Source organism: Corynebacterium sp. (assembly GCF_030532965.1).
Taxonomy (GTDB): domain Bacteria; phylum Actinomycetota; class Actinomycetes; order Mycobacteriales; family Mycobacteriaceae; genus Corynebacterium.
Map to the genome: position 1 here is coordinate 14,614 of NZ_JAUNKC010000028.1, position 14,616 is coordinate 29,229.

At 55.9% G+C, this 14,616-nt stretch carries 17 protein-coding genes; 11 read left to right on the plus strand and 6 right to left on the minus strand.

Annotated features, from left to right (window positions below):
- Positions 1-4: 4 nt before the first annotated feature.
- Complete coding sequence (locus Q4D85_RS11570; RefSeq protein WP_303200594.1) at positions 5-484, minus strand: Asp23/Gls24 family envelope stress response protein; 480 nt, start codon at positions 482-484, stop codon at positions 5-7.
- A gap of 196 nt (positions 485-680) precedes the next feature.
- Here Q4D85_RS11570 and Q4D85_RS11575 point away from each other — a divergent pair, with 196 nt between their 5' ends.
- Positions 681-1,229 (plus strand): hypothetical protein, encoded by a 549-nt coding sequence (locus Q4D85_RS11575; protein WP_303200595.1) that lies wholly within the window; start codon positions 681-683, stop codon positions 1,227-1,229.
- 85 nt (positions 1,230-1,314) lie between these two features.
- Here Q4D85_RS11575 and Q4D85_RS11580 read toward each other — a convergent pair whose 3' ends face one another.
- Genes Q4D85_RS11580 through serS form a run of 3 tightly spaced genes read right to left on the minus strand, consistent with a single transcriptional unit; the run spans position 1,315 to position 4,301 of the window.
- Positions 1,315-2,133: an HAD family hydrolase gene (locus Q4D85_RS11580; RefSeq protein WP_303200597.1), complete on the minus strand. Its 819-nt coding sequence runs from the start codon at positions 2,131-2,133 to the stop codon at positions 1,315-1,317.
- A 9-nt stretch (positions 2,134-2,142) separates the two neighbouring features.
- Complete coding sequence (locus Q4D85_RS11585; protein WP_303200599.1) at positions 2,143-3,009, minus strand: 1-acyl-sn-glycerol-3-phosphate acyltransferase; 867 nt, start codon at positions 3,007-3,009, stop codon at positions 2,143-2,145.
- Positions 3,010-3,041: 32 nt separating this feature from the next.
- Positions 3,042-4,301 carry a serine--tRNA ligase gene (serS, locus tag Q4D85_RS11590; RefSeq protein WP_303200601.1) on the minus strand — a complete coding sequence of 420 codons (1,260 nt, stop codon included), beginning with the start codon at positions 4,299-4,301 and terminating at the stop codon, positions 3,042-3,044.
- Positions 4,302-4,393: 92 nt separating this feature from the next.
- Here serS and Q4D85_RS11595 point away from each other — a divergent pair, with 92 nt between their 5' ends.
- The 4 genes from Q4D85_RS11595 to Q4D85_RS11610 all read left to right on the plus strand — a co-directional run bounded on the left by Q4D85_RS11595 (position 4,394) and on the right by Q4D85_RS11610 (position 7,809).
- Complete coding sequence (locus Q4D85_RS11595; protein WP_303200603.1) at positions 4,394-5,143, plus strand: GntR family transcriptional regulator; 750 nt, start codon at positions 4,394-4,396, stop codon at positions 5,141-5,143.
- Between the two features lie 10 nt (positions 5,144-5,153).
- The gene (locus tag Q4D85_RS11600) at positions 5,154-6,161 is read left to right on the plus strand and encodes a septum formation family protein (RefSeq protein WP_303200605.1); all 1,008 of its coding nucleotides are present in this window, start codon (positions 5,154-5,156) and stop codon (positions 6,159-6,161) included.
- 27 nt (positions 6,162-6,188) lie between these two features.
- Positions 6,189-6,536 (plus strand): metallopeptidase family protein, encoded by a 348-nt coding sequence (locus tag Q4D85_RS11605; RefSeq protein WP_303200606.1) that lies wholly within the window; start codon positions 6,189-6,191, stop codon positions 6,534-6,536.
- A gap of 427 nt (positions 6,537-6,963) precedes the next feature.
- Positions 6,964-7,809, plus strand: coding sequence for a type IV toxin-antitoxin system AbiEi family antitoxin domain-containing protein (locus Q4D85_RS11610; RefSeq protein ID WP_303200607.1), 846 nt, complete (start codon positions 6,964-6,966; stop codon positions 7,807-7,809).
- A gap of 392 nt (positions 7,810-8,201) precedes the next feature.
- On the opposite strand, the gene Q4D85_RS11615 is transcribed toward Q4D85_RS11610, so the two are convergent.
- Together Q4D85_RS11615 and pheA are read right to left on the minus strand one after the other, a co-directional pair.
- Positions 8,202-8,858 carry a histidine phosphatase family protein gene (locus Q4D85_RS11615; protein WP_303200608.1) on the minus strand — a complete coding sequence of 219 codons (657 nt, stop codon included), beginning with the start codon at positions 8,856-8,858 and terminating at the stop codon, positions 8,202-8,204.
- The gene (pheA, locus tag Q4D85_RS11620) at positions 8,859-9,806 is read right to left on the minus strand and encodes a prephenate dehydratase (RefSeq protein WP_303200609.1); all 948 of its coding nucleotides are present in this window, start codon (positions 9,804-9,806) and stop codon (positions 8,859-8,861) included. It lies immediately after the preceding gene.
- A gap of 59 nt (positions 9,807-9,865) precedes the next feature.
- Between pheA and Q4D85_RS11625 the strand changes: the two genes are divergently transcribed.
- The 6 genes from Q4D85_RS11625 to Q4D85_RS11650 all read left to right on the plus strand — a co-directional run bounded on the left by Q4D85_RS11625 (position 9,866) and on the right by Q4D85_RS11650 (position 14,562).
- The gene (locus tag Q4D85_RS11625; protein WP_303200611.1) at positions 9,866-11,044 is read left to right on the plus strand and encodes an amidase; all 1,179 of its coding nucleotides are present in this window, start codon (positions 9,866-9,868) and stop codon (positions 11,042-11,044) included.
- Positions 11,045-11,047: 3 nt separating this feature from the next.
- Positions 11,048-11,782: a CPBP family intramembrane glutamic endopeptidase gene (locus Q4D85_RS11630; RefSeq protein ID WP_303200613.1), complete on the plus strand. Its 735-nt coding sequence runs from the start codon at positions 11,048-11,050 to the stop codon at positions 11,780-11,782.
- Positions 11,783-11,835: 53 nt separating this feature from the next.
- Positions 11,836-13,158, plus strand: coding sequence for an LCP family protein (locus tag Q4D85_RS11635; RefSeq protein ID WP_303200614.1), 1,323 nt, complete (start codon positions 11,836-11,838; stop codon positions 13,156-13,158).
- A 327-nt stretch (positions 13,159-13,485) separates the two neighbouring features.
- Positions 13,486-14,058 (plus strand): Panacea domain-containing protein, encoded by a 573-nt coding sequence (locus Q4D85_RS11640; RefSeq protein WP_047263066.1) that lies wholly within the window; start codon positions 13,486-13,488, stop codon positions 14,056-14,058.
- A 2-nt stretch (positions 14,059-14,060) separates the two neighbouring features.
- Positions 14,061-14,471, plus strand: a complete 411-nt coding sequence (locus Q4D85_RS11645) for a Fic family protein (protein ID WP_303200616.1) — start codon at positions 14,061-14,063, stop codon at positions 14,469-14,471.
- Entirely contained in the window at positions 14,413-14,562 is a 150-nt protein-coding gene (locus tag Q4D85_RS11650) for a hypothetical protein (RefSeq protein WP_303200633.1), read from the plus strand. Before Q4D85_RS11645 ends, Q4D85_RS11650 begins: the two co-directional genes overlap by 59 nt.
- Positions 14,563-14,616 lie beyond the last annotated feature (54 nt).

Genomic DNA, 14,616 nt, shown 5'->3' on the forward strand with positions numbered 1-14,616 from the left:
AGGGTTACTTCAATTCGGTGGTGGAGTTGTCGGAATCCTCGTCTGGTAGGTGTACGTCGGTGACGTTGACGTTGACTTCGATTACCTCAAGGCCGGTGGTGCCTTCCACCTGTTCGATGATGTTGCGGCGAATGGCGTTGCCTACCTCGACGATGGAGACGCCGTATTCAACAACGACGGTGACGTCCACTGCTGCTTGGGTTTCGCCTTTTTCTACGCTGATGCCGCCTGCGACGTTGGTCTGGGCGTTCGGAATCCGGTCTGTCACGGCGTTGAAGGCGCGGCGTGCGGCGTTGCCCATGTCGTAGACACCGGGCACCTCGCGGGTAGCCATGCCTGCGATCTTTGCAACGACGTTTTCTTCGATGGTGGTTACGCCGTGCTCGGTCTGCAGTGGGCCACGGTTGGTGGTTTCGTTCTTTTCTTCGCGCTCTTTGTTGATCTCGCGCTGCTGACCGGTTTGTGGGATCGAGTTATTGGTCATTGTGTCTCCTTGAATACGAATTGATAGCCGACGACTGTCGTCGACTGGGACACTTATAAGACGCCGCGACTGGCGGAGTTGTCACGCCACATTTATGTGATTTGAATCACCATATAGAATAGCGGTTGTTACCCTAGACGGCCGCAGCAGACTCGCCGCGCGCGCCGCACCCCCACAACGAGAGAAATAAATCGCCATGATCGTCGTCATAAACGGCCCATCTAGCTGCGGAAAGACCTCCGCCGCCGCAGCTTTAACAAACATCGCCCCCGGTGCGTGGTTGCGATTTTCGGTCGATGATTTCATTAGCGCACTACCGCCCAAACTCATTGGCTCACCCGCCGGGCTAATAATTTCCGAAACTGGCACCGTCAGCACAGGCTCGACGTTTCATTTGCTTTTCGACGCCTGGCTCAGCGCCTTAGGACACCTCGCCCGCACCGGCGTTCATGTTGTCTACGACGATGTTCTCCTTGACCCCATCGCCAGCACCCGCACCCTTTCGCGCGCCTTTAGCGGTAGCGACATATTCTGGGTAGCGCTTGAATGCTCCCCCGATGAACTCGCACGACGCGAGGCCACCCGCAATAATCGCCCCACCGGAATGGCCGTCACCCAATTAAACTGCGTGGACGACCGCTACGCAGCGGACATCAGGATCGCCACCGATCGGCTGACACCGGAACAGATAGCCCAGGAAATCCTTGATTGCTTAACCGAATCAGGGCGCCAGCTCTCAAAATGATGGTGACACTGCTGCAATCGTCACCACCGGGAACGGGTGGGCGTCGAAAAGCAAAACTACGCGATAAAACCCCGACCTGTGTCGATTAGTCGGCGCTAAAAACCCGCTCCAACACACGCGCCACCCCGAAATCGTCGTTGGAGGTGGTCACCTCGTCGGCGACCTGTTTCAACGCGTCGATGGCGTTGCCCATCGCAACACCCGTTCCGGCCCACTGAATCATTTCAATGTCATTGGCCATATCCCCAAACGCAATAACATCTTCGGCGGAAACGCCCAGGATATTGCCCAAGTCCTTCAGGCCGGAAGCCTTTGTCACGTTCGGTGCGGACAGCTCCAATAGGCCCTCACCGATGGAAAACGTCACGTGTGCGATGGATTCTGGGACAACACTGCGGACAGCGGCATACATTTCTTTAGCCGAGGCAGTGTGGTTGCGCAGCAACATCTTGATTGCGGGTTGGGAAATAACGGTGTCCACATCGGCTTCGCCGTGTTCCTCAGATTCCCATGCGTGCACAAATCCCTCCGCGACGACAAATAGCTCGTCGCAGCGATCGAAGGCGGACTGCCCGGCGCGTTCCACCGCCACCCCGACGGGCAGGACATCGTCGACGCGAGCGACAATTTCTGCCATGACATGCGGGCTTAGGGTTCGGGTGCGCAATACCCGATCCGCCTCAGAATCATAAAGCACTGCACCATTGGCGCAGACGCATATCGGGCGCAACGGTAGTTGTTCCAGGACGGGAAACAGCCAGCGCGGCGGTCGGCCCGTCGCTAAGGTGAAGTGGGTGCCAGCGGACGTGGCCCGGAGCACGACATCCCGAAGCCTGGGCGTGACACGTTCGCTGGAGGTAATAAACGTTCCATCGACGTCGCTTGCAATTAGCTTCGGAATCATTGTTCTATCTCACTTTTTCTTTTTGGCTTTCGCCGCTTTACGCGCGGCGCGTTGGCGTTTTTCTTCCGCATCCCGCTCGTCAGCTTCGGCGAGGGTGGGCGCCCCACCACCTAAGGATTTCGGCCGCCAGTATTCCCCACCGGGAAACGGCCCGTATTCTTCTTCGTATTCGGTGCGCAGCTGGTTCAACATCGACGCCATGGTTTCCCTAAGCGTCTCGGTGTCTTTTTCCATGTCCCCGCTAAGCTCAATGGGCGCACCGGCGCGAACCCATACCGGGATATGGTTGCGCCCCAACCGGCGCGGGTGATCTTTGGTCCAGACTCGTTGTGAGCCCCACAACACCAGCGGAATAAGCGGGACATTCGCGGCACTAGCGATGCGAACCGCGCCGGTTTTGAACTCTTTCAACTCAAAACTGCGTGAAATGGTGGCTTCGGGGAAAATACCCACCAAGTTGCCATCAGCCAGGCTATCCACTGCGGCGTCCAACGACGACGCCCCAGCCGAACGATCCACCGGAATATGCTTCATCTTCCGCATGAGGGCACCGACAACCGGGACTTCAAAGATTTCCTTCTTCGCCATAAACCGCACCAGACGGCGCCCGTGCAGATTCGCCACCGCCCCGCTGAAAATGAAGTCGTAGTAACCAGTGTGATTAGCAGCAAGCAAAGCCGGGCCGGTCCGTGGAATGTTCTCCGAACCGGAAATTGACAGTTTGACCCCTTGGAACCGCAGCATGGCGATCACGAGCCGAATGATGATGGAGTTATAGACCGTTTCCCGGGATTCGGATGGGTGGGCGGGAACTTTGGTAAAACCAGGGCGAACCCAAAATATCGGTCCGAATTTTCGCCAACCGGCGCGTGCCATGGTGCGGTTTCCTTACTTACGTGTTTAAGGGGTTACTTGATCGGCTCTAAAACGTCTTTACCCACGAACGGCCGTAGCGCCTCCGGAACAACGACAGAACCGTCGGCCTGCTGATTGTTCTCCAGAATCGCAACCAACCACCGGGTAGTAGCCAGGGTGCCGTTCAATGTGGCAGCAACCTGCGCCTTGCCATTATCGTCGCGGTAGCGAGTACGCAACCGGCGGGCTTGGAAGGTGGTGCAGTTGGATGTGGAGGTAAGCTCCCGGTACGTCTGTTGGGTGGGGATCCACGCCTCGGTGTCGAACTTCCGCGCCGCCGAGGAGCCCAAGTCGCCGCCAGCAACATCGATGATGCGATACGGCACTTCGACCGCCTTGAGCATGTCACGTTCCATGTCCAATAACGCCTGGTGCTGGGCTGCTGCGTCTTCCGGCTTGCAGTAAACAAACATCTCAAGTTTGTCGAATTGATGTACCCGCAAAATTCCTCGGGTGTCTTTGCCGTACGATCCCGCTTCTCGACGGAAACACGACGACCAACCGGCATACTTCACCGGCCCTTGCGAAAGGTCAATAATCTCATCTTGGTGATAGCCAGCCAAGGCCACCTCGGAGGTGCCCACCAAATACAGATCATCACGCTCAAGGTAGTAAATCTCATCCGAATGCGCGCCTAAGAAACCGGTGCCGCTCATCACCTCGGGCCGCACTAATACCGGAGGAATCATGAGCGTAAAACCAGCCGCCTTGGCTTTCTGCGCAGCCAAGGTCAACATACCAAGCTGCAGGAAGGCCCCGTCGCCGGTGAGGTAGTAGAACCGGGCGCCACCCACCTTGGCTCCGCGATCCATATCAATGAGCCCCAGCGAAAGCCCAAGATCGAGGTGATCCTTAGGCTCGAAATCGAAGCTAGGTGGCTGACCCACATGTTCTAAGACCACGAAGTCATCTTCGCCGCCAGCAGGAGCGCCCTCCACCACGTTGTCCAGCTGCATCTGCAGGTCATTAACGGCAGCTTCCGCCGCCTTTCGCGCCTCTTCCGCCGCCTTTACTTTGGCCTTAAGCTCGTTGGAACCTTGCAATAACGCTGGCCGTTCCTCAGGTGTTGCTTGACCTATCTTTTTCCCAAACGCATTCTGCTCGCTCTTCAATTCGTCCGCCGTCTTAATGGCGACCCGGCGGGCCTCATCTGCAGCAATGAGCTCATCCACTAAATCTGGGTTAGCGCCGCGAGTGAGTTGGGATTGGCGGACAACGTCGGCATTTTCGCGTAGGAATTTCAGGTCAATCATGCCTATCAGCCTACCGGTAATGTCGGGGTATTACAGAACCCCTAACCCAAAATCCGGTACTGGTTATTACCACTAGGGGTAGAATGATATACATGGCCGACACTCTTATGGAGCTGCCCGCCAGGACCCTGACTGACGGAACAGACACTCCGAAGCACCAACAACTCAGGGAGATCCTTGAAGATTACTGTACCCACCAGTTAAAACCCGGCGACATGTTGCCCGGTGAACGGGTACTGGAAGAAACCTATGGCGTTTCCCGCATCACGGTGCGACGCGCCATCGGCGATCTGGTTGCCAGCGGAAAACTGAGACGCGCCCGCGGCAAAGGAACTTTCGTGGCACATTCCCCCTTGGTCGCCCGAGTCCACCTGGCTAGTTTCTCCGACGAAATGTCCGCACAGAACATTGAATCCACCTCTAAGATTCTGCAATCAGCCTGGTCCGCCGCCCCAGAAGACATCCGAGCCTTCTTCAATTCCCCGCCTAACCAACCCCATACCCATTTACGGCGCCTCCGACTGGGCGATAAAAAACCATTCTGCATTGACGACGGTTGGTACAATTCCGCCCTTGCCCCAGACTTATTGGAAAACGACGTGTATAAATCCGTCTACGCCATTTTGGAACACCATTACGGAATCGCCATCACCGATGCGGAGCAGATAGTCAGCGCAGTCGCGGCAACAATCGAAGAAGCTGAACTGCTAGAAGTAGACAAAGGAACCCCATTACTCAAGGTGGTGCGGCTTTCCCGGGCAAATCACCGACCGGTGGAGTGGTGCACATCGGTCTACCGGACGGACCGTTATGCTTTGCGCACGCTGATTACTAAGGCATGATGGAATAACTATGGATAAGAAATGGCGTTCCGCAGAAGCTTTGAGAATCGCACTCGTAGCAGCCCTTGCTACAGTAGCAGCGATCGGCGGGTACAAACTCGTATCCTCCTCCACCCCGCAACCCGTCGCCCCGGTGCAGTCTGAGGCGTCGCAAAGCGACGATGCCACAAACTCCATTTCGTTCACCTCAGCCGACGTCGGGTCCTGCCTCACCTGGAAACTCGACGGCGGCGCGATTGCCTCCTTCGAACAAACCGACTGCGCTGGCCCGCACCGCTTTGAGGTGGCCTCCCGCGAAGACCTCGCCGTATACCCATCCTCCGAGTTTGGTGCCACCGCCAAACTGCCGAATCAAACACGGCAAGCACAGCTGCGTGAAGAATTGTGCCTGGATGTCACCATGGAATACTTAGGTGGCTCCTTCGACCCGCTCGGCCGGTACTCTGTTGCATCCATCCTGCCGCCGCAGGAGTCCTGGGACGCTGGCGACCGCACCTTGCTCTGCGGCGTTCAGGCAACCGACTCCTCCGGCACCGTCATCACCACAACCGGCAAAGCCGCCCAGCAGGATCAATCCCGCGTTTTTGCCGTCGGCTCCTGTGTCGCTGTGGACAGCGCCAGCGCCACCAAAGCAGTCGACTGTTCCGAACCGCATCAATTGGAAACCACCGCGATCGTCGATCTCAAGACGGTATTCCCGGATGGAACCCCTAGCATCGAAGATCAGGATTCCCACTTACGTAAAGCCTGCACCCAAGCCGCTCGGGAATACCTCGGCGGTGAGGAACAACTCTACCGTTCCACCCTGCAGCCGCTCTGGACCTCGCTGCCCGCAAATTCCTGGAACCGCGGTTCCCACAGCGTCAACTGCTCACTAATGTTTGCCGACGGCGATAACCTCGGTACCCTTGTCGGCTCAGCAAAGGAAACCTTCACCATTAACGGCAATCCTCCAGAAAACCGTCCGGAGCGTTCCCCCATCGTCAACCCCGAAGCATTGGACAAAGTAGAACACTAAACCCCACCCGCCACCAGGAGATGTGCAGTGATTGACATTAGCGACGAGCGGTTCGAAGAACTCGTGGATCAGGCATTAGCCAGCATCCCCGACGACATCATGCAGCACATCTTAAACGTGGTCTTCCTTATTGAGGACTTTAACCCCGATAACCCGTGGACGCTTGGCCTGTACCACGGGGTGGCGTTGCCGAAACGCACCTTCGACCACACCGGCTATCTTCCCGACACCATCACCATTTACCGGCAGGCGCTAAAAAATTTCTGCCACACGGAAGAACAACTAGTGGAACAAACCCGCATCACCGTTATGCACGAAGTCGGCCACTATTTCGGTCTAGATGAAGACGATCTGGATCGACTCGGCTACGCCTAGTAGAAAACGTGATTACTGCGCCCCCTTTCACGCGCCAGGCTCTAACGTGGTGATTCAGCTGTCCATGCATTTCGTAATGGCTTCTCACACGTTCAAAATTTCAAGGCACAAGTTCCGTAATTCGATCGTGCGAGACGAGTTATTGGTGCCAAAGCGCTTTCCAACATCGCAAGTTTTTCAACGCGACTTCAACCTCTATCAGATTTGATGATCGGCGTTTGGAACTAATCCGATACCACGAATGCACTAGTAAAAACCTTTCCGCACATGATTTGTTCATTTCATGACAATTCTGTCGCCTCGGAAGCCGGTAGGTATAGCTGACACTACCCACTGATGCGCAACTAGATTTGTATCATCTTTCTTTTAGCTAAACTTTGTTTGTATCGCCTATAATGATACAAACAAAGTAAATTAGGTGATACAAATGAAGAATATTGAAGTTTTAGAGGCGCTGGAGCTAGCCGCTTCCGAGCAATGGGGGATTATCACTACCGCGCAAGCCCAACGGGAAGGCGTTAGTCGACTTCAGCTGGGGCGCCTGGCCGACAAAGGCGTTGTCATGCGAGTACGTCAAGGAGTGTACCTTTTGCCATCAGCCCAACATGGGCCTTTCACGGACATCCGCGTTGCTTGGGTTGCACTAGGCGGAGATCTGTTCCCTGATGAACGATGGGAATTAGAAGAAAAGCTTGTCGTTTCGCATGAATCTGCTGCGCTTATCCATCGGATTGGGGACTTGATTCCAGCGAAGTTAACGTTTACTTCAACGACAAGGAAACAAACGTCTCGAGACGACATTTATATCTATGTTAATCGTGGAGTCTCCTGGGCAGACGTTGTCAATGTTGATGGCTTACCAGTGACATCAGTAGAACGTACAGTAGCCGATTTGGCAACAAAGAAAATCGAGTTTGGTTACTTAGCCACGATCGTTGTAGAAGCGTTGCAAAAAGAGGGAGTTCGATCGAAAACTCTTTCTACCAAACTTGACGGTGTAGCAGGGGCCTATGGTTTTACTTCTGGTCAGGAACTGGTGCTTGAATGCCAGAAGCAAGCGGAAACGGAAGGGCACCGTCACGAGATTGAGTCCGATCTTCCCCCAGCTATTAGGCAGATCCTGGAGGAATATGCTGTACAGCACTCTTCCCTTATAAGAAGAATCAAGGAAGAACTATATCGACAACTGACAGATAGCGGCTTACCATCCGCAACACTTGCTGAACTCGCCAAGAAGGACGTGCCTGTGAATACGCCACCGCGAAGTTTTTAAGGTTATGCGGCAACTGCCCCACCTTACCGACGTAGCCGCAGCGTTTAACAAGTTTAGGTGGGCTTGGGCTTCACTTGTCGACGTTTTAACGTCACCACTCGCACGCCGCTGAACAGTCACTCTGTTGCATTCATTCTCACTAAGCGAATGGTGACAACGAATAAGCAGGGCTTACGGTGGCAAATCACTCCGTCCGATGGGAAACCCAAATCGTTAGTGTAAACCAGTTATGAGCGCTGGGCCTGAACTAATAGAGCGCTGCCTCATCTAAACCCCGTGTGTTGAATGATTCATTGCCCAAGCCGCAGCGCCCATCGACCCACATGTACTTGCTGGCAGACCGTGAAAACTTCTAGATTCTTATCCGCTGCGATCAGGCTTATTCTTCCGTATCAGACGACCTCGTCCGCCCAGTGTAAACACCGCCAGCTGCCGAAGTCGCCGGTTGGTTCGATAACGGCAAGGGAACCATTGGCGATGTACCGGTCATTGATAACGGAGCGGTCGCATGTGGTTCCGTGCAGCCCGATCAGGCGAATCGCAGCACCGTGCGATACGACAAAAAGGTCTTTGCCTGCCGCCTGTTCGTAGGCCTTATGGAGGGAAGGAACATAGCGGTCCAGGAGTTGCCGTGGGGTTTCGCCACCGGGAAGTCCCACATCAAGGTGTCCAGCCTTCCACCCGGTTAGCGCCTGATTGTAGTGCTGGTGGGCTTCCTCGGAATTGTGGCCTTCGTAATCGCCGCAATAGATTTCGTGTAATCCAGGTAGGACTGCGGTGGGTACGGCGGAAACGCCAACCCCAAGTTCCCCACTGGTTTGTGCACCGTAGCCCAGCATCGCCAGGTGCAGGCTTTGTTGGGCGCGTAGCGCAATGGAGCTGACGGCAAGCCCCAGTTCCGGGGCGATTTCGCGCAGCCGTTGCCCAGCCGCGAGTGCTTGCGAGCGGCCCATTTCGGTGAGTTCCGCTCCAGGGGGTCGGGTATCGAGATAGCGGCGTGCATTGGAAAGCGTTCGGCCGTGCCGCATGAGAATGATTTTTCCGCCCACTTATTCTGCCTCGCTTTCCTGCCCTAATGCTGCGGCTTTCACCCACGCGTCGGCTTCCGCTAATCGTTTCCGGTGTTGATTGAGTTCCAATTCGCGGTCGTTTGCTTGCGCCACTGGCCAGGAGCCTAAAAACCTAATGGAATCGCAATGAGTGTATAACGCGCGCAGCGCTTCGGCCACAAGGGGGTCGGCGATATGCCCGTTGAGGTCAACGTGGAAGCGGTAGGTACCTAACCCGGTTTCGATGGGTCGGGATTCAATCCGGGATAGGTCCACGCCCCGCACCGCGAACTCGGTGAGGGCGGCGACGAGGGAACCGGGTTCGTTGCGCAGCGTAAATACCACTGCGGTGCGGTCAACCCCGGTGGGCTTAGGTGGCAGGCCGCTGGAGCCGACCACGACAAAGCGAGTGCGGGCACCGGCGACATCCGCGATGTTTTCGGCGACGATGTCAAGGCCGAATAAGTCCGCCGAGCGGGTGGGCGCTGCGGCGAGGTCGGCGCCGCCGTCGGCGACGAGTTGCGCGGCGGCCGCGTTGGAGGAGGCCGGGATGAATTCGTGTTCCCCGATGGTTTCCGCCAGCCACGTTTTCACTTGTTGATAGGCAACCGGGTGGGTTGCCACGCGGTGGATCTGCGATAGCTCGGTGCCGGGTTTCAGCATCATCGCAAAGGCGATGGGAAGGTCCAGTTCGGCATAAATATGGACGCCGCTGCCGGCAGCAATGGCGTCGAAAGTGGGGGTGACGGGGCCGTCGACGGAGTTTTCGATGGCGACACAGGCGAAATCCGCGGCACCATCCCGCACGGCATCAATTGCTTCGCGCGGATTGGTTGCCGGAAGTGGCGTGATGTCGGTGGTGCGAAATACCCCGGTTTCGGCGAATTTCCACAGGGCGGCTTCGGTGAATGTTCCTGCGGGGCCGAGGTAGGAAACAGTGGCGCTCATGGCATTACAGCTTATCGGGTATTTGTTAGTGTGCGACAGTTACCGGGTACTCTTGCACCATGGCAGAATCCGTAGAGTCCTTTGCGCAATTATGCGCGGCGGTAGAAAAACTGCGCCCGGAAGAGCATGGTTTTGCGTTTTTTGATCCTTCCGCCACTCCCCCCCATTCGGGAAGACTCAGTGGTTGGATTATCCCGGCGAAGGATTTAGCGGACGTCGCAGGTATGCCCACCACCATGGGTTCGGTGCATCGGAAATATATCGCCGAAGATACGGATGAATTTGTCAATGCTTTTCGACGCCAGGGGGCGCTCGTACCCGGCAAATCTTTAAGCCCGGAGATGGGGTTAACCGCCTATACCGAGCCGGTTGGGTTACCCCACCCCGATAACCCGACACTGCCGGGGCATACGCCCGGCGGCTCCTCCGGCGGGGCGGCCGTCATGGTCGCGCGCGGGCTGGTGCGGGCCGCGCATGCCTCGGATGGCGGCGGTTCCATCCGGGTCCCGGCTGCGTGCACTGGCTTAGTAGGCTTCAAGCCCACGCATTCGGTGGGTTTTGCCAATCCGGTCGCCCAAGGTTTTATCACCGCAACCGTGGCCGACGCCGCGTTTGTGCATGATATCCCCCTGGTTTCCGATCTGCGCCCCTTGCGGGTCGGGGTGTTATTCGAACCGGTTCATGCGGAAGCTGACCTCGCCGACCACTTAGGTGCCGCCGTGGATGCGGCCGCAGCGAGGTTAAGCGCGGCAGGGCATACGGTCATTCCGGTCAGGCGTCCCTATGGTGACGCGCCGTTCGCGGCGTTTAAAGACATCCTGGCGTTGCGGTCAACGAAGATTACTGGCGAGGCCTCCCCTATCGTGTCGTGGCTTCGAGACCTGGGGTTGGGAATCGGACCTCGCCGCCGCGACGCGGCCGTGGCGGAATTCATGTCTGTGCGGTCCCAGTTGCTTCGGGCCTGGGATATTGATGTCCTGCTCAGCCCGATGCTGACTTTCGATCCGCCGCCGATTGGGTATTTTTCGGCCATGAAGCCGGAAGATGATTTCTATGCCCAAACGCAATGGACGCCGTGGGGCACGATGTTTAATATGTCTGGCTTAGCTGCTGTTTCACTTCCGTTCCAGCGGATTCGCACCCCGATTCATGTGGGGGCGTTGCGGGCGTCGCAAAGCGAATTATTAAGCCTCGCAGCATCGTTGGTGCCGGACCCACACCGCCGCGTGGAGGAATAGCCTATGCAGGAAAGCCGGAAGAAACTACTACAGGAGATAGCGATCGTCCTTGTTATCACCTTCGGGATATCAGGACTACGCTCGGCGCTGCGATTGATCAATTCGCTGGCTCAACCTGAGCCATTGAATGAGCAGACAGCCACGATCACCGACCACCAGTCGACGGTCATGTGGATCGACTTGGCCTTGCAATTATGCAGCGCAGCGGTGCTATTCGGCTGGGGCTTTTTGGCGTTGTTTTTGCTGGGGCGCAGACTTAACTCCGATGTGGAACGCTGGCCGACGAATATCGCACACGGCGTGGGGCTAGCCGCCCTCATCGGGGTGCCGGGCCTGGCGTTGTATGTGGCGGCGGTGCACTTTGGCTGGAGCAAACAAGTAGTCCCCTCCGCGCTGGATAACGTCTGGTGGGAAGCGCCAGTCTTGATTATCTGGTCGGCGGCGAACGCCTTTGCCGAAGAAATCATCGTGGTGCTGTGGTTTCTAAGCAGGTTGAAGCAACTGAATGTTTCCCCACTGTGGGCACTTAGTTTATCGGCATTGCTCCGGGGCAGTTACCACCTGTACCAGGGAATTTCCGCCGGTTTCGGCAATATTATTATGGGGTTGATCTTCGGGGCTTATTTCTATAAAACCGCACGAATATGGCCACTGATCGTCGCGCATTTTCTCATCGACATCGTTGCGTTTGTGGGCTATGCCCTGCTGCGCGGTCATTTAGGCTTTTTAGGCTTGTAAGTTTTAGGCTGCGCACCGCTAACCCACCGTCGTTTTCTACTAGTCTTAACCCTATGACTTCGCAGGGTTCCCGCAATGATGACTACCTCCGCAATGCGCAGGGGGAAATAATCAAGGATCGATTTGGCCGCCCCGTCCTCCGGCGCGGCACCCCGACCACGCAGTCGTCGGCAAGCAACCCGACTCATGGAAACGCCCCGGTGCGCAGGCCACGCCGCGACGGCAGCGGCGCGACACGGCCGCAACAACAACCGCCCGCGCCGAGGCAGCAGCCTGCCACCCGCTACGAGGAATTTCCGGCCCAGCAGCAGCGGCAACACCAACCGCAGCAGCAACCGCCCAAACCTAAGCAGTACTTCCCGCCCGCGCAGCAGACTCAGGCCGCCCCCAGCAATTACCACCAACAATCGGCTCCGGCGCGCCCCGCACAACCGGCCCACATTCCGGCCAGCCCGGCGCGCCGCCGCCGTCGGTTCCGGCCTCGCGGTTGTGTGGCTGGGTTTACCTGGCTCATCGCCATCGTCTTAGTTCTAGGTATCGCCGGTACGTTGTGGCTTGATTCCCGGTTAAACCGTACCGACGCTGAACCGGTGCAGCACGTCGCCAATACCGCTGGCACGAACTGGCTTTTGGTTGGCTCGGATTCTCGCACCGGGCTGAGCGAAGAAGATGTGCAGCGGCTTGGCACCGGTGGCGATATCGGTTCCATGCGCACCGACACGATTATGTTGTTGCATATTCCGCGTAGCGGGAAAGCCACCCTCATTTCGTTGCCGCGCGATTCCTATGTCAACATTCCGGGCTATGGGATGAATAAGATCAATGCGGCGTTTACCTTCGGCGGCGCTCCGCTTTTGAGCCAAACGGTGGAGGAAGCCACCGGGCTGCGGATCGACCACTACGCCGAGATCGGCATGGGCGGTCTTGCCAATGTTGTCGATGCAGTCGGTGGTATTGAGGTGTGCCCGGAGTACCCCATCGAGGACCCGCTGGCTAATTTGTACATCGGTGCCGGCTGTCAGACGATTGACGGTCCGACCGCGTTGGGTTACGTGCGTACCCGCGCCACCCCGATGGGGGATTTGGATCGGGTACAGCGACAGCGGGAGTTCTTCACTGCGTTGGTGAAGAAGACGTCGTCGACAGGTACCCTGGCTAATCCGCTGCGGATCATGCCGACGATCAATACCGTCACCGGTAGTTTTACCGTTGGGGAATCCGACCATGTGTGGAATCTCGCGCGGGTCGGGCTTGCCATGCGCGGCGGCCTTGCAACCGAGACTGTTCCGGTTGCTGGTTTCGGCGATTACGATGTCGGCAGCGTCGTGTTGTGGGACGAGGCGGCTGCCGCCCAACTGTTCTCCTCCCTGCAATAGTCTTTGCTTTTCGACGCCCTCGGGTAGTCCGCCCCGCCGGGGTTACTCCGATTACATCGGTGTTCCGGGCGGGGTTTTATGCTGTATGGCGATAATTAACATCTTGCTTATCATCGACTTGGGGAGACCAACCTTGGACTCTATATATGCCGTTATAAGGTAAAAGTGAGTTATGGAAATACAGTGACCTGAGCCAGTGTTGATGTGATCAACTTCCATGAGATTTTCACCATTCCATTTCTAACGCTATGAAATCACCAACGTAAAGCGTAGAATGGCTGACACTTAATATTTGCTTTCATAATTCGTCAGCAAAAGGAGGGAAACATGGCAACTGTGTACAACGTGGGTCAGCTGATTACTGAGCTGGTTCCTAGCATTGACAAAATGCGACTTTATAAGTTGTGCTTTTTCTCTCAAGGCTGGCATCTAGCTTGGACCGGAATGCCTTTGTTCAATGAAGAGCTGCAGGCATGGACCATGGGGCCTGTACCAAAGTCCTTGCGTGATCGTTCGGACAGAATTGCTGACGGATGGATCGTTTCATTCATCCCGAATGGGGATTCAACTACACTTTCGTCGTATGAACGCAGCGTTGTTGAAAATGTAGTTGCTTTCTATAACGCGTATTCTTCAGAAGAGCTTTCAGAAATTAGTCATGGTCGTGCATGGCTTGAGGCTCGGCGAGGGCTTCCGCACGATGCAAAGTCTGAACAGCCACTCAGCATCACCACGATTCGTGAAGAATTCACCGATCGTATCCGTTCAGGTGAACCTGCCCCTACAGCTCCGGCAGAAATATTCAATAATACCGACTTCAATTTTGAAGACATGCTTGAGACTGCAATCGAAATTGAAAAGGAATGGCATCGCACATTTGAACTACTTGCCAAGCGATAGCGTTGTCTCCAAAAAAATCTTCACAGCAGACTGACGAGGAACGTGTTGCAGCTTTCCTCGTCAGTCTCGCGTGTGAGCTTAATAAAAGATGCGGTAAACGAAAAACTAGTGAAGGGGTTCCAGAAGCATACTCCGGATACTCAGTAGAAAAAGATCTTTTGGAATCTGCCGTTTACGCTCCTTTTCAAGTATTTAGCAATCACCGACCTAGATATGCATCACCCTATGACCGCGCAGCCGCATTGATAGTTCACATCGCCAAAGGACACCCTTTCGGCGATGGCAATAAAAGAACAGCGCTACACCTTGGCTTGTCCTATTTACGGTACTTGTCGATACATATAACTGAACCAGATGGCGAAGCTGGATCGAGATTCGTTGAAGAAAATCGTCATCAGTTCGCAACCATATGAGCTGTTGATCCGGCAGGCTAGCCAGATCCTTCAAGACTGGACTGAACCTGATGCCACCGCTAAGTTGCATCGCAGTAAGCCTAATGAATAGGTGCACTCTCTGATATCAGTCACCTTATCCCCCAAGTAGAAAATATGGCAATAC